This is a genomic window from Mesorhizobium sp. M1006, assembly GCF_040318825.1.
Lineage (GTDB): Bacteria > Pseudomonadota > Alphaproteobacteria > Rhizobiales > Rhizobiaceae > Mesorhizobium.
Genome location: NZ_JAMYMZ010000030.1, coordinates 44162 through 63829, shown reverse-complemented (window position 1 = coordinate 63829; position 19668 = coordinate 44162). Strand labels below are relative to the sequence as shown.

Sequence of the window (19668 nt, the reverse complement as noted above, 5' to 3'; positions counted from 1 at the left end):
CCCCCCCCCCCCGCGCCCCCCCCCCGCCCCCCCCACCCCCCCCCCCCCACCCCGCCCGCCCCCCCCCCCCCCCCCCCCCCCCCCCCCCCCCCCCCCCCGCCGCGCCCCCGGCCCCCCCCCCCCCCCCCCCCCCCCCCCCCCCCCCCCCGCCCGCGCCCCCCCCCCCCCCCCCGTTTCCTGTTGGGCCGCAAGGGCAGCTCAGGCGGCCTTGCCGTTGGCGTTCAGCGCTTCGTCGGCCAACCGGCCGGTGAGTTCGGCCATGTGGTCGAAGACGGCCCGGTAGCTGGCGACACCCGCAGTGGCCGAGCGCAGCTCGATGATGAGGTCGCCGATCTCAGCCTGCGGCATGGTCGCCTCGACCACGTCCCATCCCGGCCAGTCGGGCCGCGCGTCGTAGCCGAGGATCTGGCCGCGCCGCTGCGGGATCAGAGCGATGATCTTCGACGTCGCATCCGACGGCGTGACGATCTCGACCTTCATCACTGGCTCCAGCAGCACCGGCGAGCACGCGGCCATGCCTTCCTTCATCGCCAGCTTCGCCGCCATCTGGAAGGCCATGTCGGAGGAATCGACCGCATGGTAGGAGCCGTCGGAAAGGTTGACGGCAACATCGACGACCGGGAAGCCGAGCGGGCCCGATTTCAGGTAATCGCGCACGCCGGTCTCGACCGACTGGATGTAGGTCTTCGGCACGACGCCGCCGGTGATCGTATCGGTGAACTGGAAGCCTGAACCGCGCGGCAGCGGTTTGATCTCCAGCACCACATCGCCGAACTGGCCGTGGCCGCCCGACTGTTTCTTGTGGCGGCCGCGCTGCTGCGTCGCTTTGCGGATCGTCTCGCGATAGGGCACGGCCGGCACATGGCCTTCGACCGGGATCTGGTTCTTGCCTTCCAGCCGCTCGCGCACGACGCGCAGATGCATCTCGCCATGACCGGACAGCACGGTTTCGGCGGAATCCTGGTTGTGATGCAGGTTGAGCGAGGGATCTTCCTCGGCCAGGCGCTGGATGGCCGCCGACATCTTGACCTCGTCCTTGCGCTCTTTCGGCCGCAGCGCGAAGGCGAAGACCGGTTGCGGCGGCGCCAGCGTGACCAGCGGCTTGATGCCGCCCTTGGTCGAGCTCAGCGTCTGGCCGGTCCTGACGGCGTCCAGCTTGCCGAGCGCCACAGTGTCGCCGGCCTTGGCCGAAGTCAGCTTGACCTGGTCCTTGCCGAGCATCTTGTAGATGCCGGAGACCTTTGCCGTCTCGCCGCTGGGAAGGAACAGCTCGGCGGCGTCGGCGACCTGGCCGGACAGGATGCGCGAGACCGACAGCTTGCCGCCATGCGCGGTGTGGATGGTCTTCATCACTTGGACCACGGTGGCATTGCCATCGGGCGCGCCGAGACGCTGGCGCGTCGCCGCGATGTCGGGTGCGTCGTGACGGATCGCCTTCAACAGGCGCAGCACGCCGTTGCCCTTCTCGGCGGTGCCGATCAGCACCGGCGTCACCGTGCCGTCGCGCAGATCTGCGGCGAGGTCGTCGAAGATCGCGTCCTTCGGCGGTTCGATCTCGTCAAGCAATTGCTCCATCAGCCGGTCGTCATGGTCGGCGAGCGTCTCCAGCATGGAAAAGCGCGCCTCGAGCTCGCGCGCCTTGTCGTCGCTCGGGATCTGGGCGACCTCGCTCTCGGCATATTCGCGGTAGATGTAGGCACGCTCCAGAGCGAGGTCGATCGAGCCGATGACGACGCCGTCCTTGCGCAGCGGGATCTGGCGCAGCAGCAATGGCACCGAGCTTGCCGGCTGCAGCATCTTCAGCGTGTCGCGCACACCTGCTATCGCCTTGTCGACCTTGTTCAGGAACAGCATGCGCGGCACGCCGAGCTCGTCGAGCTTGCGCATGATCAGCTGCAGGGCAGGGATCTTCTTCTCGTCGGCCTCGGCAACGACCACGGCGACGTCGCAGGCGGCCAGCACCGGCTCGGCTTCGAAGGAGAATTCGATCGAGCCGGGACAATCGACGAAGGTGAACGGCTCGCCCATGAAATCGGTGGTGGCGAAGGTCGCCTCGACGCTCATGCCGTGAGCGCGCGCCTCGGGCGAATGATCGGAAACGGTATTTCCGGACGAAACGGGATTCTGGCGGGGAATGGCGCCTGTACGGGCGAGTATGGCTTCGAGAAGTGTCGTCTTACCGCTTGCGAAGGGACCGACTATGGCAATGCATTTCGGTCCCGTGCGTCGTCCTCCGGCGCGAGTACCCATGGCTGACCTCCACTCAGGCGTTTCCCTGTGAGCGGCGGCCGGCCTGTCGGCCGTCGCGGGCGAGGCTTTTTTCAATTTGCCACCTACCCAAAGGGCATCGTCCCACGGGCAGGCCGGGAGGGCAAGGGATTTGAAGTTGAAGGGATTTGAAGTTGGGCCGGTTCAGCCGGTGCCGGTCAGGCGCGACGCTAGCGGGGGTGCGTCCACGCGCTGCACCGCCACCGTCTCGGCAAAGCGCGCGAGCAACGGATTGAACAGGTCCGCACGCTCCCAGAAAGGCGCATGCCCGGCGCCGGAGACGATGTGGCAATGCTCCCACAGCGAGCCGTAGGCGAGCGTCTCAAAATAGCCGAGCCGGACGAACGGATCGTTCTCGCCATTGACGACGGCGACCGGAAACGCGGCTTGCTCGACCACCTGTCTCTGGTCGGCACCCTTGCCGGTGAGCATGCCGCGCGTCACCGCGGCGCGCAGCCGGCCGTCGGTGCGCAGGATGGCTTGGCGAAAGGACGGATCGGCGGTGTCGCCGAAACACAGCGTCTCGAAGCGCTCGGCATCGCGTTCGGAATACGTCTTTTTGGATGCCAGCAGCATGTCCCAATGCGCGTGGAAGCCGCGCAGCATGCCGAAAGGACCCTTCGATACCGGCGGCGCGCCGGTCAGCATCAGCCCGCCGACGGCGCGGTGAAAACTCGCGAGTTCGATTGCCACGTGCCCGCCAAGCGACCAGCCGAAGACGACGGCGCGGCCGATGCCCAAGGCATCGAGGAGCTGGGCCGCCGATTGGGCAAGGCCGGCGATGGTGTAGTCCGTCGCCGGATCGCGGGCGTCCGACGATTCGCCATGGCCGGGCAGGTCGAAAGCAATCAACCGATGGGCAGCGGCCAACGGGCTGTCGAACTGGCGGGCGAATACGGCGCGCGAACTGCCCGAGCCGTGGATCAGGACAAGCGGGATGCCGGGTCCCGACGACTGGCTGAGGCGCAAATCCGCTTGCGGCGTGCGGATCGTGCGGTGGGAAACGGCCATATCTGATTTGGACCTTGGGATTGTCTCCAGGTCAACATCGCATGCCGAGGTCACCATGTTGTTTAGAACGGTGGTTAAGAAATGATTTCTGGGTTTCTGCCGGGTATGATGAACGAATCCACCACAGCTAACCCCCGGAGCCTGATGATGGAATCCACACTCGACCTTCTCGTCTCGATCAGCAGCATCGCGACGCTCGGCCAATATGCCTGGTCGATGCGCGCGCATTTCCAGTCGCCGACCATGTCTCAAGGCGCGATGATCATTTCGGCCGTCGTGGTCGGCACGGCGCTGTTCTTTCTTGCGCTGCTGTGGATCGAGCGGCAGCCGGTGGCGGCGAAGATCGGCGGGCTCGCCATCGAACTGGCAAGCTCGGCGCTGTTCTGGTGGGCGATCTCGGTCTCCCGCAAGGCGGGGCTGCGGTTCGCATTCGATCCCGACAATCCCGACAGCCTGGTGACCGAAGGCCCTTATCTCCATGTCCGGCATCCGTTCTACACGTCCTACATCATCTTCTGGGTCGGATGGGGTATCGCGACCTGGTCGGTCTGGGCGGTGGTGCCGGTCGCCGGCATCGTTACGATCTACGTGATCGCGGCCTTGGACGAAGAGCGAAAATTTTCGCGGACAAGGTTGGCCGATGCCTACGACGCTTACCGCACGCGGACCGGTCTGTTCTGGCCGCGTTTTGCCCGCAGCCGGCAGGAGATGCAGCCGGCATCGGACGAAAGTGGTAGGGTCTAAGCCACTGGATTGAATCGAGGATTTGCGACGATGAAGATCATTGCCTGCGGCAGCGTGCCGACGATTGTTGCGCCGGAAAAATACTTCACTGGCCGGGTTTTGCAGACGCCGATCATCGAGAAAGAGGCGCCGGCGCGGCTCAGAGCCACGCTGGTCAGCTTCGAGCCCGGCGCCCGCACCCACTGGCACACGCATCCGCTCGGCCAGACGCTATATGTCACATCCGGTGCCGGTCTCGTGCAAAGCTGGGGCGGGCCGCTGCAGGAGATCAGGGCCGGCGACGTCATCTCCTTTGCGGCCGGTGAAAAGCACTGGCACGGCGCCGCGCCCAAATCGGCGATGACCCACATCGCCATGCAGGAGGCGCTCGAGGATGCGCATGTCGATTGGCTGGAGAAGGTGAACGACGAGCAGTATGGCGGCTGAAACGTCTCAGACCAGCGCGGCGGTAAAGCGCTGGATGCGCGTGCAGGCCTCTTCGAGCAGAGCCTCCGACGTGGCGTAGGAGATGCGGAAGTTCGGGCCGAGGCCAAAGGCCGAGCCGAAAACAACCGCCACGCCCTCGGCCTCGAGCAGTTCGGAGCAGAAGGTTTCGTCGCTGTCGATCACCTTGCCGTTCTTGGTCCTCCTGCCGATCAGCTGGGCACAGGAGGGATAGACGTAGAACGCACCCTCCGGCGACGGGCAGGTGATGCCGCGCGCCTGGTTGAGCATCGAGACGACGAGATCGCGCCGGCCCTGGAAGATCGCCTTGTTCTTCGGGATGAAATCCTGCGGGCCGTTCAGCGCTTCGACCGCCGCCCATTGGGCGATGGTGCAGGCGCCGGAGGTCTGCTGGCCCTGGATCATGTCCATCGCCTTGATCAGCGGCACCGGGCCTGCCGCGTAGCCGATGCGCCAGCCGGTCATGGCATAGGCCTTTGACACGCCGTTCATCGTCAGCGTGCGCTCATAGAGCTTCGGCTCGACCTCGGCGATGGTCTTGAAGACGAAGTCGCCATAAGTCAGGTGCTCGTACATGTCGTCGGTCAGCACCCAGACATGCGGGTGCTTCAACAGCACGTCGGCCAGGCCCTTGAGCTCCGCCTCGGTATAGGCGGCGCCCGAGGGGTTGGACGGCGAGTTCATCAACAGCCATTTGGTGCGCGGCGTGATCGCCTTTTCCAGCACGGTCGCCGTCAGCTTGAAGCCGTTGTCGATGGAGGTGTCGGCAAAGGCCGAGGTGCCGCCGCAGATCGCCACCATTTCGGGATAGCTCACCCAGTAGGGCCGCGGGATGATCACCTCGTCGCCGGGGTTCAGCGTCGCCATGAAAGCGTTGAACAGGATCTGCTTGCCGCCGGTGCCGACGATGGTCTGCTCCGGCCGGTAGTCGAGATTGTTCTCGCGCTTGAATTTTTTCGCGATCGCATCGCGCAGCGGCACGATGCCGGATACCGGCGGATATTTCGTCTCGCCTCGGCGGATGGCCTCGATCGCGGCGTTCTTGATGTTGTCGGGGGTGTCGAAGTCCGGTTCGCCGGCGCCCAGCCCGATCACGTCGCGGCCGGCGTTTTTCAGCTCGCGCGCCTTCTGCGTCACCGCGATGGTCGCGGAAGGCTTTACGCGGGAAAGGACGTCGGCAAGAAAGGCCATGACAGATATCTCCAGAAAGGACCGGCGGGCGAAGGCGCCGCGGCGCCTCTCATGTCGCATCATCTGGTCAAGCGCAAGCCCAGCGCAGGCATTGTCGAATGAGCCAGCGCGCAATGCTGGCAACAATAAATTCATCAACGATCGGTAAAAGCTTGAACGGCAGGACCGGGCCGGTCCGCCAGTCTCGCATAGCGAGGAACCGTGACACGCAGCATCGGGCTTGCCCATATCATCCGCCATGATGACGGCACCGCCAGCGGTGTCTGGGGGGTCTATACGCTGCAAAGCGCGTTCCAGCCGATCTTCGCCTTCAACAAGGGCAAGCTTTCCGTCGTCGCGTTCGAGGGGCTGATCCGGCCGTTCCGCGAAGGCGAGCCGCAGCCGCCAATGAGTTTCTTCAACAGCTGTCCGGCGGTCGACCGCCTGCATATCGAGGCGCTGACACGGACGCTGCACCTTCTGAACGCCGGCGCCTGCCTGCCGCGAGACGCCTCCATCTTCATCAATTTCGATCCATCGGTGTTCACCGACCGCAGCATCGCCGACAAGGCGCTGCGCGAAATGCGGCTGGTGCTGCACGAGGCCGACATCGATCCGCACCGCGTCGTCTGCGAGGTCACCGAACAGAAATCGGCGTCGCAGGAAACGCTCTACAATTTCGTCGAGGCGCTCAGGGGCAATGGTTTGCGCATTGCCGTCGACGATTACGGCGCCGACGAATCCGACATCAATCGCATCAAGGAACTCAGGCCAGACATCGTCAAGTTCGACGCCGACTGGATCATGACGCTGATGGAATCCGGTGCCGGCTTCGCCTTGCTGACCGCTATGGTGACCAGCTTCGAAGAGCAAGGCATCCGTACGGTATTCGAGGGCATCGAGACGGGCTGGCAGCTCGAGCTTGCCGAAAAGTCGGGCGCCTCGATGGTGCAAGGCTTCGTGCTGGCACGCCCGGAGCTTGCACCGACCAGCTTTCACGTCTTCGACAAAGCCGGGCAGGCATCAGCGGTGTCGCCCGATAAGGACAAAGTGCCCACGGCCGTTTCGACCTCGCGGCGGCCGATGCGGGCTTTCGGGCGCAGGGTGGCATCGTGACCGGGCGGGCCGACATGCGGCGCAAGGTCGGCGAAGCGATCTTTGCCGACGAGGTCGGCATCGAATATGGCGTCTACGGCGCATTCCGGCTGAGGAGCGCCTACCAGCCGGTCTTCGCGCCGCGCGGCAGGTTTCTCGCCGCCGTCGCGGTCGAGGGACTGATCGAGCCGCACCGCGCAGGCAGGCCGGCGGCGCCGCAAATCTTCTTCGAAGGTGTGCCGGCAGCGGATCGGCTGTTTGTCGAAACCATGTGCCGGGTGCTGCATTTGCGCAACTTCCGCAACATCGGCGTCGACGGGCTCGACCTGTTCTTCAATTACAATCCGCTGATCAACGATGACCCCGCACGGGCGCTGGCCGAAATCAGGCTGATGACCAGGCATCTGGCGGATTTCGGCCTGCATCCCGGCATGCTGGTCTGCGAGATCACCGAGCAGGCGGCCGGCGACAAGGTGCTTGTCAGCCTGGCGCGCGAGATGCGGCGCGACGGCGTCCGCATCGCCATCGACGATTTCGGCACCGGGCATTCGACCGAAGAAAGGGTAGCGCTGGTGCAGCCCGACATCGTCAAGATCGACGGCACCTGGTTCGCAGAATTCTGCCGCCATGCCGCCGCCGAGCGGTTTTTCCGGCCGCTGGTTTCGACGCTGCACGACCGTGGCGCCAAGGTGCTGGTCGAAGGCGTCGAGAACGCCACGCATCTGCGCGTCGCGCTGGATGGCGGCGTCGACCTGCTGCAGGGCTTTTACCTTGCCCGGCCGGCGCTGGCCGGTACGCTGTTCGACGAGGAGCCGCTGTCGATCGACAGGCTGCTTGGCAGGGACAACAACGTCATCCCCCTATTCGGCTAGGATATGTCGAGATTCAAGTGATGCCGGCCTGCGAACGGCGGTTTCCTGCGCTTCCGGTGCTCACGTACCCAAAGTACGCTCCGCTCCGGTTCTCGGAACCCACCCTTCTCGGCTCGGCCTGACTTGAATCTCGATATATCCTGAAATGCATCAGCGGCGCTGATGGTTACGCCAAAACAAATCACTGGATGAAGCCGCCGCTGCCGCGATAGAGGCTGGATCAAGCCCTGAGACGGGTGGTTGCGAGCAAGGGGGAGCACCGATGATACTCTATGGAATGATCGACAGCGGCAATTGCTACAAGCCGCGCCTGTTGATGGCCAAGCTCGGCATCGCTTTCACCAATGTCGAGGTCAGCTCGCACACCGGCGACACGCGCAAGCCCGACTATGTCGCGAAAAACCCGAACGCCATGGTGCCGCTGCTCGAACTCGACGACGGCCGCCGGCTGGCCGAATCCAATGCCATCCTGCTCTATCTCGCCGAAGGCACGCGGTTTCTGCCGGCGGACAGATACGAACGCGCGCTGGCCTATCAGTGGCTGTTCTTCGAGCAATACAGCCATGAGCCCTATATCGCCGTGCGCAGGGCGCTGCTGACCTTCCCTGAAAGAGCCAAGGATGCGACGCCGGAGCGGCTGGCCCTGACGCTGGAGCGCGGCAACAAGGCGCTCGGCGTCATGGACAAGCACCTGGCCGGGAGCAGCTTCTTCGCCGGCAATGCGCTCAGCGTCGCCGACATCGCGCTCTATGCCTATACGCATACGGCCGAGACGGGCGGGTTTCAGCTCGACGCCTATCCGGCGGTTGCCGCCTGGCTGAAAAGGGTCGAGGCCGATCCGGGGCACGTGCCGCTGGAGTGGCTGCCTTAGTCACGCTTCTCGGCGCTTCGCGGCTCGCTCCGGAGGTCGGGCTTGCGGCCCTCGGCCGATGACGTGAATGGTCGCGCGGCTATTTCAGCAGGCGATCATATTCGGAATGGGTGCCTATCCAGAACCAGACCACGTCATCGTGGTCGCGAACAGCCACGGCGCGGTAGTTGATATCAACCCGCGCCGACCAGTAGCGCCCGACCTGTTTGAAATGCAACGACGGGTGGAACGGGTCAGAATTCAGTTTGGCGAAACGTCTGTTCGCCTTTGCTCTGATTAACGAGGGCAGTTTTGCGTAGGCCTCCCAAAACGAGGGAGTAGCAAAATGATTCACAGAGGCCGGGTCCGGCCGGCGCGATGATCAGCCAAGGCCTGCTCGGCAAGCTTGTCCAGCCTGCCGCCCTTGGCGTCGGCTTCGATCTGCCGGTCCCACATGTCGGCCTGCAGCGCCTCGAACCATGCGGCAAACGCTCTCAGCTCTTCGGGGCTTAGTTCGGCAACGGATTTCTCAATCTGTTCAAGCTTGCTCATGAATTAATAGTACCACATTGGGCCAAAAACACCACAAAGTGGGACTATAGGCCCAAGGCAGCGGTTCACTGGAATCCAGACAGCAAAAAGGCGGGACAAAATCCCGCCTTCCCATGCTTGGTAGCCTGATCGGGAGCGTTTTGGCCGGGCCGGCAGCAATCTGCTGCTTCGGCTTGTCGGGGTCTTTCGCTCCGGCGCGCTGCGCGCGCGACCGCCAGAACAACCGTCACTTCCCGCCCGCCCCGGGCTAGCGCCCGGCGCGCGCCATTCGCAAAATCAGGCTGCCTTGCTCAGAGATCCAGCGGACGACTTGCCAGTGCGGCGGTCCTGCTCGATCTCGAAGTTGATCTTCTGGCCTTCGACCAAGGTCGACAGTCCAGCACGCTCGACTGCGGAGATGTGAACGAAAACGTCCGCGCCGCCGCTGTCAGGCTGAATGAAGCCGAAACCCTTGGTGGAATTAAACCACTTGACCGTACCTGTTGCCATTTCGATAGTCCTTTACGTTTGCTTTAGTTTGACTGGGCCGAAACCCAGCCGGTTTGTATCGAGATTTTGGAGATAGAACGTCAGCAAACGCGAATATCGCGAGGCCCGGATCGATCGGCCGAAATATCAATGGACCGCATATAATATGCCTTCGCGCAAAAAACAAGACGGGGCGGAAAATGGCGCGGCGGCAACGCTGCCCAACGGCCGCCCCAATCGCGTGAGAGCGTCGTCGCTGCGCGCCTGACGCGGGAGGATCGCGACAGCTTCGGGCACGGGTTTTGGGGAGAGGGACATGAAAATCGTTCTGCTTGCCGCTTGCCTGACGCTGGTGGCCGCCGAGGCGCAGGCGGTCTCGCGCTACGACCCGACCCGCATGAGCTGCGGCAAGGTGCAGGCGACGATCGCGCGCGAGGGCGCGGTCATCCTGCGCTACAGATCGGCGCGCGTGCCGGGGCTGGCGCTCTATGACCGCTACGTGCGCAGCCAGCAATTCTGCGACATCGGCGAGGTCAGGGCGCGGGCCTCGGTGCCGAGCGCCGACACGAATTCCTGCACCGTCTACAAATGCAAGCGGGTGGAGATCGACCGGCGTTTTCGCCGGCGCCTGCTTCCGGATTAGAGTGGGACGAAATGGTGCGCCGGGTGCCGGCCTCGCCTGAATATCAGCACCACTAAAACCCGAACGACACCTGCGCCGGCGGCGGCGGGCCGACGCGCACGCCTTCCATGGCCAGCATCTTTTCCTTGGTGGCCGAGCCGCCGGGCGCGGAAAATCCGCCGATCTTGCCGCCGGCGGCAAGGATGCGATGGCAAGGGATGACCAGCGGCACCGGGTTGGCGCCGAGTGCGGCACCGGTTTCGCGCGCCAGCCCGGCATGGCCGGCGCGCTTGGCCAGTTCGCCATAGGTGGTGGTTTCGCCGAAGGCGAGTTTTCGCGCCGCGTCATAGATCGCCTGGCGGAACTCGTCGACGCCGCTGAGATCGACCGGCACGCCGGAGAAATCGATATCCTCGCCGGCGGCATAGGCCTTGATCGACGCGATCAGCTCGGCAACCCATTGCGGCTCGGGCTTCGCTGCTTGGTCGGCGGCGGCATGGCGCAGCAGCCGGCGGTCGACCGCGTCGCGATTGCGCTGCGGCAGGCAGAGCCGGGTCAGCCCGGCTTCGCTCCAGGCGATACCCATGAAGCCGAGCACGGTTTCGAAGACCGCGTGGCCGGCGGTGGCATGAGAGGCGTCCATGGCGTGCTCCTTTCCGGAATCCTTCGAAGTACAAATCCAGAACAATATCGCATTTCGCGGCCCGGCTCGCCACCCGGAAACCGCCGGCTACCGCGGATTGCCCGAGGAAAGATGCTGGTGTAAGGACTTCTTAACACCCGACGAACCGGACCCGAGCGCCGCTTGCCAGCAAAATTCCTCTTTCCCGTCCTTGCGGCGGTGTTGGCCGTGGCCGCTCTCAGCGGTTGCACCTCGACTTCGCCGGCGACCCCGACGCCGGCCTTCACCGAAAATACGGTCAATACCGATGCCGGCTTTACGCTCGCGCTGCCCGACACGGTTTCGGTCTTGCCGGAGCCGTCCGGCGTCGCCCAGACGGCTGCGCTGCCGATCGAGCCGGCCGCCGCCTTTGCCGGGCCGACGCCGCTGGCGGCAACTACCCCCGCCGTCATGACCGCCAATGCCCAGCCTGTTACCGCGACGCCGGCCGTCGCCATGCCGGTCAGCCAACAGACCGAGGCCATGCCCGGCGTTCAGCCGGTTTCCTACACGCTGCCGCAGGACCCGGCCGCTCTGGCCGCGACCGACCCCGCCGAGGGTCAGTCCAACGCCGGCGGCCGCAGCGAGATCGAGCGGCTGATCGAGAAATATTCCGCGCTTTACCAGGTGCCGGTCGATCTGGTGCGCCATGTCGTCAACCGCGAGAGCACCTTCAACCCGAAAGCCTACAATCACGGCCATTGGGGGCTGATGCAGATCAAGCACGCGACGGCGCGCGGCATGGGCTATGACGGGCCGGCAAGCGGCCTGTTCGACGCCGAGACCAATCTGAAATATGCGGTGAAATATCTGCGCGGCGCCTGGCTGGTCTCAGGCGGCAACCCCAAGCGCGCCGACCGGCTCTACCAGAGCGGCTATTATTACGACGCCAAGCGCAAGGGGATGCTCGGCGAAACCGGGCTCGGCAGCGACAGCCTGCGCCGCCGCATGCAGCCCGATGCCTGAGCCGCGCCCGCCGGCGCCAAACGACATCCGCCTGCGCAAGATCCTCGACGACACACTTCTGGCGCCGCGCTGGCCCGAAGGTTTTTTCATGCGCGGCTTCGAAGCCGCCGATGCACTCGCTTTGCATACGCTGTTGACCGCGGTGTTCGACGACGGCGCCGACGGGCCGTTCGACGAATGGTGGCCACGCATTTCGGCCGACGCGGAATTCGACCCAGCTTTGTGTTTCCTGGTCATTGACGGCAAGGGCCGGCTGGCGGGCGCGGCGCTCTGCTGGACGCGGGCTTTCGTCAAGGATCTTGCCGTCCACCCGGAGGCGCGCGGCAACGGCATCGCCGAGGCGCTGATGCGGCACGCGTTTGCCGTGTTTCAGGCAAGGGGTGCTGCGCATGTCGATCTCAAGACCAATACCGTCGAGAACGCGGCTGCGGTCAGGCTCTATCAGCGGCTGGGGATGGTCGAGGTCGATTGGGCGGCGTGAGCATAAGTTCCCTTCAGCGAGGCTGATCGCCAATTGGCGAAGTCGGCGCCGCCCCTCATCCGGCTGCCGCCACCTTCTCCCCGTATAGGACGGGTAGAAGGGGCTGCCGCAACGCCGGCACGCCCTCTGCCACGCCGGAGATTGGCGAAACCGTCGGCGAAGGCACCTTTCTCCCCGTCACTATACGGGGAGAAATGCCCGGCAGGGCAATGAGGGGCAGCGCACACCTCATGTGATTTGACGCTGCGGCGCGCTGACCTACCCTCTAATGCCGGAACCGAGGAGACGAGCGATGCTGTCACCTTTCAACCGGAGCGTCACGCTGGCAGCGGCGGTGATCCTTGCCGCCGTCAGTGCGGCCTATGCCCATCACGGCTGGTCGTGGACGCAGGACGGGTTTTTCGAACTCAAAGGCAGGATCACGGCGATCTATATCGGCAACCCGCATGCCACGCTGGATGTCGACGCCGAGGGAGAGGCCTGGCGGGTGGAGATGGCGACGCCGTCGCGCACGATCGCCGCCGGCTTCACCGAGGAGGTCGCCAAGATCGGCGACGAGGTGACCGCGATCGGCAACCGCTCGCGCGACGAGAGCGAAAAGCGCATGGAGGCGGCCCGCATCATCGTCGGCGGCAAGACCTACGACGTCTATCCCGACCGCGTGCCGCCGGCCTGAATGGACGGGTTTTTTGCCGACATCGAGCAACTCGCCTTCGCGCGGGGACTGAAGGCCTCCTTCGTCGCCTACCCCATCGTCAACGCGCTGCACATCATGTCGATCGGCGCGCTGCTGACCAGCGTCTGGCTCATGGACCTCAGGATCCTGGGCGCCTTCCGCTCGCTGCCGCAAGCGGCGTTCGTCGCGCTGCTGCGCCGCACCGCGTTTGCCGCGTTCGCTGGTGCGCTAGTCACTGGGTCGCTGCTCTTTTCAGTAAGGGCGAGCGAATATGCGGCAATGCCGGTCTTCCTCGCCAAGATGACGCTCATCCTGCTTGCCGGGGTCAACTTCCTCGTCTTCATGCGCCGCGTAAAAGGCAGTGATGAGCCGGCTGGTGGGGCCGCGACCGTGCTGGCTGTGCTTTCGCTGGTGCTGTGGACTTCGGTGCTTTTCGCCGGACGGTTTATTGGGTTTCTCGGCTAAGCCGAGTGTCGGCACTGGCGTTGGCAAGGTGCAAAATGGTGCGTTGCGACGTCGAGCCGCGGACGGAGGAATCGCTGAAGGCGCTGAAGCATTCCCTGGCGGCGGCGGGCATCTCGCTGGAGGACGTGGTGATGGAGCGAATCTGCCCCGCGATTCCGGCTTCTAAAACTCGGTCAACCGGGTCAACGCAAAGTACTTCAGCATCGACCCGCCGGCGTGCAGCTGTCGTTCCCGTGACGTACCAATAGACGTTCAGATTATCTTCTTCATGTATTTCAAAGTCTCTTTGAGTCGGGGATGAAGGCAGCATTCGGGACGATCAACTGTAGCCCAAAGCAATCTTTCGGCCTCTCCGTCCTTGACACCAAAGATATGAAGGAGTCTCTCGAATACAGAAATGACATCTTTTCCGTGAATGTATTCGTAGTGGTCGAGGTCATCGAGTCTTTCCTCAATACTCTTTGCTCCTAACAATACTGATTCTAGCCTTGACAGAGAGATATTTGAATTCTGAAGGAGTGCCCTAGTGTATCCTTCCAGATTAAATAAAAACATAGAGTCTTTGGTAATGTATCTCTTTAGACTGGTGCTCTTAAATGCAATTCTGGAAGAGGTTTCCTCGGAATAAATTCGGATCGACGCTATCCTTTTGCATATACTCACAACGAGTTTGAAAAAATTAGTCGAACTTTTTTCAGTGTTCAGCGAAAGAACAAATATTTTCTCAAGAGAGCGCTCACTAAAAATATAGCCCTCTATGTCTCTTCTGTCGGTATAAAATACGTTAGACAAGAGTTTCCGTTTGAGGAGGATATCGTAATCCGCATCGGCGAAAAACATTATCGCATCCGTTTGACCTTCGATCGTCCGTGCAATTTCGACCAATCGCCCACGGTTCCCGCCATCCACAGCCTCCGAGAAATCGATCGCGTCTATTGGGAGTACGCTAACATTAGAGTGGATTTCATTTCCACAAAGCCACGTTAGGAAGTTCCGGTCCCGGTATCCCTCGACAAAAAGATGTCGGCGCTCAGGATCCATCTGCACCGCAGTTAGATATGCGTCAATCTGACGTCTCAACACGGAATTCTCACCCCAGGTCAATCATGGCTTCACGATACGAAGATACTAAGTCGGGGGAGTGAGTGGCAAAGATGAAGAGCGGCTCGGCGCCAGACGCACACCTGATTAACGCAGAAACCAATTTTCTCTGCCATGCTATGTGCATTGACATCTCGGGTTCGTCGATCGCCAAAATCGTGCCCTTTTGTTTTGTAACAAGAGCAGAAACCATCAAATAAAGAAGATGATATTCACCAGAGCTCAAGTCACTTTCCTTAAGTGGTTTCTTTCCTGCGGTGGAAATTCTCATTCCCTCAACGCTGTCGATTCGGACCTCTTTTCCAACAAAGAATTCAGAGAGAAGTTTTTCAAAGGTGAGGAGCCGGTCTGCGACAAGCTTCCTTTCTTGCGCCCGCGATGCAAGATGTTCAGCATAAACTGAAAGAATTGTTAAAGCATTTTGCTTTGTACCAGGATGATTGTCAAGCAAATCTATCTTAGATACGATTTGACTATAGTCCCATTTATCACTCTCTAAACCAAATCTTTCTGTAATTTTATCTTGATCTATAACGAATCTAAGTTGTGATTTTAGTTTATCTTTCTCAATATCGACAGTTTCATGACCGCTGAGTTTTTCCAATATCTTTGGGAATAAGTCTGGCTCCGTGCTTGAAAAGAACTGTCGATAATTAATCTGGGCGGAGTTTATGAATTCCGCTACTCTCTTGTCGAGGCTAATTGATGAATCGCGCACCTTTTTCGACTTTATATTCAGTCCATTACTGACAATTTTACCTGACGGAGAGAAATAGTATTCCCTTGGCATAGCAAGCGCCTCTAGTTGCGCTTCAGAGAGTCTCGCTTCTTTGATTCGACTCAACCGCTCAATGTCAATGTACTCAAAAGCTATTCCCACAACATCTCTAAAAAATTCGTCTCGAAAATTCGATACAGCTAGTTGCTCTTCCTCTGTCAGCGCCCCTGAATGGTTGGGGTTTAACATGGCCTGATATTTACCATACGAAACTTTCAGATACTTCAATTTGCCGTCAGCGGTTTCAGATTTTACTTGAAGTGCTCTTTTGTTGTCGAAGGTTAGTTTTGCTTCTGAAAACGGAACATTCCTGAATGTTGTGAAGTCAAGCCGCATTATCCCGTCCAACATTCGGAGCAATGTCGTTTTTCCTACGCCATTCCTCCCATGAATGATGACGATCGCGGGTTGTTGCGCGACACCCGATGTGGTGGGAAAGCTGACCAGATGATCGTAAGAATTGAAGAGCCCCTTAACCTCAAACTGCTTGAGTTCCATAAGAGCATTCCCTTTCCTGAACGGCGCATAGGGGAAGCGACATCGCGGCAGCTTGTGTGACTTCTGCCAAGTATGAGATGTTAGGTCCTTCACAAAAGCAAGGCATGCAAGGTCCATTAGAAAAAAACTCTTCCGGTGGCGAGCATTCCACTCGACAATGCCTTTTGCTGCGCAGGCACGTTCTAGGAACGAGGTGTTTCAAGATACCTGTCCGGTGTCGCGTTTTAACTTTCTCTGAAGGAAAGATTGGCCGGCGCGTAAGCGTGGCGATATGCCGGCAGCATCGTCGGCGGGACAGCCCCCACAAGGAGGGAGATTGGCTAATCGCCTACGCGAAGTACTCCTGCAGCGGCCGCACTTCCAAACTCCCAGCCCTCAACGCTGCAATCGCCTCCGCCACCGCAGCCGCGCCCGAGAGCGTCGTGTAATACGGCACTTTCTGCATCAGCGTGGCGCGGCGCAGCGATTTTGAGTCCGACACCGCCTTCTGGCCGTCCGTGGTGTTGAACACGATCTGCACCTGGCGGTTCCGGATGGCGTCCTCGATGTGCGGGCGGCCTTCCAGCACCTTGTTTATCTTTTCGGCGGCGACGCCGTTTTCGGCGAGGAAGCGGGCGGTGCCTGAGGTGGCCAGCACTTTAAAACCCTGGCCGGCCAAGCGCTTGACTGCCGGCAAGATGCCCTTCTTGTCCTCGTCGCGCACCGAGACGAACAGCGTGCCCGCGCGGGGGAGATCAACACCCGCCCCGAGCTGGCTCTTGGCGAAGGCCAGCGCGAAGTCGCGGTCGAGGCCCATGACCTCGCCGGTCGAGCGCATTTCCGGGCCGAGCAATATGTCGACGCCGGGGAAGCGGGCGAACGGGAATACCGCTTCCTTCACGGCGATGTGGCCGGGGTTGCGCGGGTCGGGCATGGCGCCGTAGTGGGCGAAGGCGTCTTCCAGGCTTTCGCCGGCCATGATGCGGGCGGCGATCTTTGCAATGGGACGCCCGATGGTCTTGGCGACGAAGGGCACGGTGCGCGACGCGCGCGGGTTGACCTCGAGCACATAGACGGTGCCGTCCTTGATCGCATACTGCACGTTCATCAGACCGCCGACATTGAGCGCGCGGGCGAGTGCGGCCGTCTGGCGCTCCAGCTCGTCGACAAGCTCCGATGGCAGCGAGTGCACCGGCAGCGAGCAGGCCGAGTCGCCGGAATGGATGCCGGCCTCCTCGATGTGCTCCAATATGCCGGAGACGTAGGTCGACCTGCCGTCGCAAAGGCAATCGACATCGACTTCGATGGCGCCTGAGAGATAGGTGTCGAACAGCAGCGGGTTCTTGCCGAGCAGCGTGTTGATCTGGCCGGTCTTGTCGTTGGGGTATTTCTGCTTGATGTCCTCCGGCACCAGGCCGGGCACGGTGTCGAGCAGATAGGATTGCAGCATGCTCTCGTCGTGGATGATCTGCATGGCGCGGCCGCCGAGCACATAGGACGGGCGCACGACCAACGGGAAGCCGAGCTCGCCGGCGACGAGGCGGGCCTGCTCGACCGAATAGGCAATGCCGTTCTTCGGCTGGCTGAGGCCAAGCTTGTGCAACAGCTTCTGGAAACGGTCGCGGTCCTCGGCGAGATCGATCATGTCGGGCGAGGTGCCGAGGATCGGGATGCCGGCCTTCTCCAGCGCATCGGCGAGCTTCAGCGGCGTCTGGCCACCGAACTGGACGATGACGCCGACCAGCTCGCCGGACGCCTGCTCGGCGCGCAGGATCTCCAGCACGTCCTCCGGCGTCAGCGGCTCGAAATAGAGCCGGTCGGAGGTGTCGTAGTCGGTCGAGACGGTTTCGGGATTGCAGTTGATCATGATCGCCTCGAAGCCGGCGTCGCGCAGCGCAAAGGCGGCATGGCAGCAGCAGTAGTCGAACTCGATGCCCTGGCCGATGCGGTTGGGGCCGCCGCCGAGGATGACCACCTTCTTGCGCGACGAGACCTGCGCCTCGTTGGCGAGCGCGCCTGCGAACGGCACCTCGTAGGTCGAGTACATGTAGGCGGTGGGCGAAGCGAACTCGGCGGCGCAGGTGTCGATGCGCTTGTAGACCGGATGAACGTCGAGTTTTTCGCGAATCTTCTGGATCTCTTCGACATCCTTCCTGACCAGGGATGCTAGGCGGGCATCGGAGAAACCCATCGCCTTCAGCATGCGCAGATTGGCGGCGTCCTCGGGGATGCCGTGCTCGCGGATGCGGGCTTCCATGTCGAGAATGCCGGCGATCTGTTCGAGGAACCACGGGTCGATCTTGCACATCGCGTGCACGTCTTCGAGCGAAGTGCCCATGCGGATCGCTTGCGCCACCATGCGCAGCCGGTCCGGCGTCGGCGTGCCGAGTGCGGCGCGGATGGCGTTGCGGTCGTCGACGTGGCTGGCAGCTGTCGTCCCATGGCCGATGCCGGGAATCTCGATTTCGTCCAGACCGGTCAGGCCGGTCTCCAGCCCGCGCAAGGCCTTCTGCAGCGATTCCTGGAAAGTGCGGCCGATGGCCATGACCTCGCCGACCGACTTCATCGAGGTGGTCAGCACCGGCTCGGCGCCGGGAAACTTCTCGAAGGCGAAGCGCGGGATTTTTGTGACGACATAGTCGATGCTCGGCTCGAACGAGGCCGGCGTTGCTCCGCCGGTGATGTCATTCTCGAGCTCGTCCAGCGTGTAGCCGACGGCGAGCTTGGCGGCGATCTTGGCGATCGGAAAACCGGTCGCCTTGGAGGCCAGCGCCGACGAGCGCGAGACGCGCGGGTTCATCTCGATCACCACCAGGCGGCCGTCGGCCGGGTTGACGGCGAACTGCACGTTGGAGCCGCCGGTCTCGACGCCGATCTCGCGCAGCACCGCGATCGAGGCGTTGCGCATCATCTGGTATTCCTTGTCGGTCAGCGTCAGCGCAGGGGCGACGGTGATCGAATCGCCCGTATGCACGCCCATCGGGTCGATGTTCTCGATCGAGCAGACGATGATGCAATTGTCGGCCTTGTCACGGACAACCTCCATCTCATACTCCTTCCAGCCGAGTACGCTCTCCTCGATCAGCACTTCGGTGGTCGGCGAGGCGTCGAGGCCGGACTGGACGATCTCGAAGAATTCGGCGCGGTTGTAGGCGATGCCGCCGCCGGTGCCGCCCATGGTGAAGGAGGGGCGGATAATGGCGGGCAGGCCGACATGGTCGAGCGCTTGTGCTGCAATCGCCATGGCATGGCTGATATAGCGCTGCTTGCGGTCGCCTTCGCCGAGGTTCCAGCGCGTTTCCAGAGCATCGAGCGCGGCGTCGAGATTTTCCGGCTTCTCGGCCTTCAGCGCGGCGCGCTCGGCCTCGTGCGTCTTGCGGTCGGCGTTCTTGACGTCGGTTGCGTTGGCCAGCATCGACTTCGGCGTTTCCAGGCCGATCTTGTTCATCGCCTCGCGAAACAGCGCGCGGTCCTCGGCCTTGTCGATTGCGGTGGCGTCGGCACCGATCATCTCGACCTGATAGCGGTCGAGCACGCCCATGCGGCGCAGCGACAGAGCGGTGTTGAGCGCGGTCTGGCCGCCCATGGTCGGCAGCAGCGCGTCCGGCCGCTCCTTGGCGATGATCTTGGCCACCACTTCGGGCGTGATCGGCTCGATGTACGTGGCGTCGGCCAGTTCCGGATCGGTCATGATGGTGGCCGGATTGGAATTGACCAGGATAACGCGAAAACCCTCTTCCTTCAGCGCCTTGCAGGCCTGGGTGCCGGAATAGTCGAATTCGCAGGCCTGGCCGATGACGATGGGGCCGGCCCCGATGATCAGGATCGACTTGATGTCGGTGCGTCTTGGCATGTCGAGGGTCCGTTCGGCGGGCGGCTTGCACAAAAAGCCGGACGGGATGACCCGGCCGGTTGTGCTCGCGATTCTGGTATCAGGCTAGGAGGGCCTTATAGGGAAGAGTTTTGC

20 protein-coding genes are annotated in these 19668 nt (G+C 62.2%); 10 read left to right on the top strand and 10 right to left on the bottom strand.

All coding sequences use genetic code 11. The features are described 5' to 3' along the window. Nucleotides 1–198 precede the first annotated feature (198 nt). Nucleotides 199–2250, bottom strand: a complete 2052-nt coding sequence (locus NKH60_RS24055; protein WP_352683561.1) for an elongation factor G — start codon at nt 2248–2250, stop codon at nt 199–201. Between the two features lie 162 nt (nt 2251–2412). After that, nucleotides 2413–3279 (bottom strand): alpha/beta fold hydrolase, encoded by an 867-nt coding sequence (locus NKH60_RS24050; protein WP_352835642.1) that lies wholly within the window; start codon nt 3277–3279, stop codon nt 2413–2415. Nucleotides 3280–3423: 144 nt separating this feature from the next. Here NKH60_RS24050 and NKH60_RS24045 point away from each other — a divergent pair, with 144 nt between their 5' ends. Together NKH60_RS24045 and NKH60_RS24040 are read left to right on the top strand one after the other, a co-directional pair. Then, nucleotides 3424–4023 (top strand): methyltransferase family protein, encoded by a 600-nt coding sequence (locus tag NKH60_RS24045; protein WP_352683827.1) that lies wholly within the window; start codon nt 3424–3426, stop codon nt 4021–4023. A gap of 30 nt (nt 4024–4053) precedes the next feature. Further along, the gene (locus NKH60_RS24040) at nt 4054–4449 is read left to right on the top strand and encodes a (R)-mandelonitrile lyase (RefSeq protein ID WP_352772946.1); all 396 of its coding nucleotides are present in this window, start codon (nt 4054–4056) and stop codon (nt 4447–4449) included. 6 nt (nt 4450–4455) lie between these two features. Here the strand turns inward: NKH60_RS24040 and NKH60_RS24035 are convergent, their stop codons facing one another. Beyond that, nucleotides 4456–5658 carry a pyridoxal phosphate-dependent aminotransferase gene (locus NKH60_RS24035; RefSeq protein WP_352772949.1) on the bottom strand — a complete coding sequence of 401 codons (1203 nt, stop codon included), beginning with the start codon at nt 5656–5658 and terminating at the stop codon, nt 4456–4458. A gap of 201 nt (nt 5659–5859) precedes the next feature. On the opposite strand from NKH60_RS24035, the gene NKH60_RS24030 reads away from it, so the two are divergent. The 3 genes from NKH60_RS24030 to NKH60_RS24020 all read left to right on the top strand — a co-directional run bounded on the left by NKH60_RS24030 (nt 5860) and on the right by NKH60_RS24020 (nt 8475). After that, nucleotides 5860–6753, top strand: a complete 894-nt coding sequence (locus tag NKH60_RS24030) for an EAL domain-containing protein (RefSeq protein WP_352541073.1) — start codon at nt 5860–5862, stop codon at nt 6751–6753. Continuing rightward, complete coding sequence (locus NKH60_RS24025; protein ID WP_352873523.1) at nt 6750–7604, top strand: EAL domain-containing protein; 855 nt, start codon at nt 6750–6752, stop codon at nt 7602–7604. Before NKH60_RS24030 ends, NKH60_RS24025 begins: the two co-directional genes overlap by 4 nt. Nucleotides 7605–7866: 262 nt before the next feature. Next, entirely contained in the window at nt 7867–8475 is a 609-nt protein-coding gene (locus tag NKH60_RS24020; protein ID WP_352646486.1) for a glutathione S-transferase family protein, read from the top strand. 79 nt (nt 8476–8554) lie between these two features. Here the strand turns inward: NKH60_RS24020 and NKH60_RS24015 are convergent, their stop codons facing one another. The 3 genes from NKH60_RS24015 to NKH60_RS24005 all read right to left on the bottom strand — a co-directional run bounded on the left by NKH60_RS24015 (nt 8555) and on the right by NKH60_RS24005 (nt 9495). Further along, nucleotides 8555–8809, bottom strand: coding sequence for a type II toxin-antitoxin system RelE family toxin (locus NKH60_RS24015; RefSeq protein WP_352616729.1), 255 nt, complete (start codon nt 8807–8809; stop codon nt 8555–8557). Next, complete coding sequence (locus NKH60_RS24010) at nt 8806–9006, bottom strand: hypothetical protein (protein WP_352475039.1); 201 nt, start codon at nt 9004–9006, stop codon at nt 8806–8808. The genes NKH60_RS24015 and NKH60_RS24010 overlap by 4 nt, the downstream gene beginning before the upstream one ends. Before the next feature lie 276 nt (nt 9007–9282). Then, the gene (locus NKH60_RS24005) at nt 9283–9495 is read right to left on the bottom strand and encodes a cold-shock protein (protein WP_023678332.1); all 213 of its coding nucleotides are present in this window, start codon (nt 9493–9495) and stop codon (nt 9283–9285) included. 295 nt (nt 9496–9790) lie between these two features. On the opposite strand from NKH60_RS24005, the gene NKH60_RS24000 reads away from it, so the two are divergent. Further along, nucleotides 9791–10117, top strand: a complete 327-nt coding sequence (locus tag NKH60_RS24000; protein ID WP_023719370.1) for a hypothetical protein — start codon at nt 9791–9793, stop codon at nt 10115–10117. A 52-nt stretch (nt 10118–10169) separates the two neighbouring features. On the opposite strand, the gene NKH60_RS23995 is transcribed toward NKH60_RS24000, so the two are convergent. Then, nucleotides 10170–10739 carry a methylated-DNA--[protein]-cysteine S-methyltransferase gene (locus tag NKH60_RS23995; RefSeq protein ID WP_352835646.1) on the bottom strand — a complete coding sequence of 190 codons (570 nt, stop codon included), beginning with the start codon at nt 10737–10739 and terminating at the stop codon, nt 10170–10172. 162 nt (nt 10740–10901) lie between these two features. Between NKH60_RS23995 and NKH60_RS23990 the strand changes: the two genes are divergently transcribed. The 4 genes from NKH60_RS23990 to NKH60_RS23975 all read left to right on the top strand — a co-directional run bounded on the left by NKH60_RS23990 (nt 10902) and on the right by NKH60_RS23975 (nt 13345). Beyond that, complete coding sequence (locus NKH60_RS23990) at nt 10902–11723, top strand: transglycosylase SLT domain-containing protein (RefSeq protein ID WP_352873520.1); 822 nt, start codon at nt 10902–10904, stop codon at nt 11721–11723. Further along, complete coding sequence (locus NKH60_RS23985; RefSeq protein WP_352835652.1) at nt 11716–12204, top strand: GNAT family N-acetyltransferase; 489 nt, start codon at nt 11716–11718, stop codon at nt 12202–12204. The genes NKH60_RS23990 and NKH60_RS23985 overlap by 8 nt, the downstream gene beginning before the upstream one ends. A 292-nt stretch (nt 12205–12496) precedes the next feature. Next, a complete protein-coding gene (locus NKH60_RS23980; RefSeq protein ID WP_352873517.1) occupies nt 12497–12880 on the top strand; it encodes a DUF6152 family protein in 384 nt (127 codons plus the stop codon). After that, entirely contained in the window at nt 12881–13345 is a 465-nt protein-coding gene (locus tag NKH60_RS23975) for a DUF6644 family protein (RefSeq protein ID WP_352835656.1), read from the top strand. 252 nt (nt 13346–13597) lie between these two features. On the opposite strand, the gene NKH60_RS23970 is transcribed toward NKH60_RS23975, so the two are convergent. The 3 genes from NKH60_RS23970 to carB form a co-directional block, all read right to left on the bottom strand. Further along, nucleotides 13598–14449 (bottom strand): DUF4435 domain-containing protein, encoded by an 852-nt coding sequence (locus tag NKH60_RS23970; RefSeq protein WP_352873515.1) that lies wholly within the window; start codon nt 14447–14449, stop codon nt 13598–13600. After that, on the bottom strand, nt 14436–15722 hold the full coding sequence (locus NKH60_RS23965) for an AAA family ATPase (protein ID WP_352851196.1): 1287 nt from the start codon (nt 15720–15722) through the stop codon (nt 14436–14438). The genes NKH60_RS23970 and NKH60_RS23965 overlap by 14 nt, the downstream gene beginning before the upstream one ends. 328 nt (nt 15723–16050) lie before the next feature. Continuing rightward, nucleotides 16051–19554 (bottom strand): carbamoyl-phosphate synthase large subunit, encoded by a 3504-nt coding sequence (gene carB / locus NKH60_RS23960; protein ID WP_352816149.1) that lies wholly within the window; start codon nt 19552–19554, stop codon nt 16051–16053. Nucleotides 19555–19668 lie beyond the last annotated feature (114 nt).

What these genes read in the sequence shown, in the direction of transcription:
- NKH60_RS24055 (WP_352683561.1), bottom strand. Translation starts at nt 2,250, where the DNA reads ATGGGTACTCGCGCCGGAGGACGACGCACGGGACCGAAATGCATTGCC.
- NKH60_RS24050 (WP_352835642.1), bottom strand. Translation starts at nt 3,279, where the DNA reads ATGGCCGTTTCCCACCGCACGATCCGCACGCCGCAAGCGGATTTGCGC.
- NKH60_RS24045 (WP_352683827.1), top strand. Translation starts at nt 3,424, where the DNA reads ATGATGGAATCCACACTCGACCTTCTCGTCTCGATCAGCAGCATCGCG.
- NKH60_RS24040 (WP_352772946.1), top strand. Translation starts at nt 4,054, where the DNA reads ATGAAGATCATTGCCTGCGGCAGCGTGCCGACGATTGTTGCGCCGGAA.
- NKH60_RS24035 (WP_352772949.1), bottom strand. Translation starts at nt 5,658, where the DNA reads ATGGCCTTTCTTGCCGACGTCCTTTCCCGCGTAAAGCCTTCCGCGACC.
- NKH60_RS24020 (WP_352646486.1), top strand. Translation starts at nt 7,867, where the DNA reads ATGATACTCTATGGAATGATCGACAGCGGCAATTGCTACAAGCCGCGC.
- NKH60_RS24010 (WP_352475039.1), bottom strand. Translation starts at nt 9,006, where the DNA reads ATGAGCAAGCTTGAACAGATTGAGAAATCCGTTGCCGAACTAAGCCCC.
- NKH60_RS24005 (WP_023678332.1), bottom strand. Translation starts at nt 9,495, where the DNA reads ATGGCAACAGGTACGGTCAAGTGGTTTAATTCCACCAAGGGTTTCGGC.
- NKH60_RS24000 (WP_023719370.1), top strand. Translation starts at nt 9,791, where the DNA reads ATGAAAATCGTTCTGCTTGCCGCTTGCCTGACGCTGGTGGCCGCCGAG.
- NKH60_RS23995 (WP_352835646.1), bottom strand. Translation starts at nt 10,739, where the DNA reads ATGGACGCCTCTCATGCCACCGCCGGCCACGCGGTCTTCGAAACCGTG.
- NKH60_RS23985 (WP_352835652.1), top strand. Translation starts at nt 11,716, where the DNA reads ATGCCTGAGCCGCGCCCGCCGGCGCCAAACGACATCCGCCTGCGCAAG.
- NKH60_RS23980 (WP_352873517.1), top strand. Translation starts at nt 12,497, where the DNA reads ATGCTGTCACCTTTCAACCGGAGCGTCACGCTGGCAGCGGCGGTGATC.
- NKH60_RS23975 (WP_352835656.1), top strand. Translation starts at nt 12,881, where the DNA reads ATGGACGGGTTTTTTGCCGACATCGAGCAACTCGCCTTCGCGCGGGGA.
- NKH60_RS23965 (WP_352851196.1), bottom strand. Translation starts at nt 15,722, where the DNA reads ATGGAACTCAAGCAGTTTGAGGTTAAGGGGCTCTTCAATTCTTACGAT.
- carB (WP_352816149.1), bottom strand. Translation starts at nt 19,554, where the DNA reads ATGCCAAGACGCACCGACATCAAGTCGATCCTGATCATCGGGGCCGGC.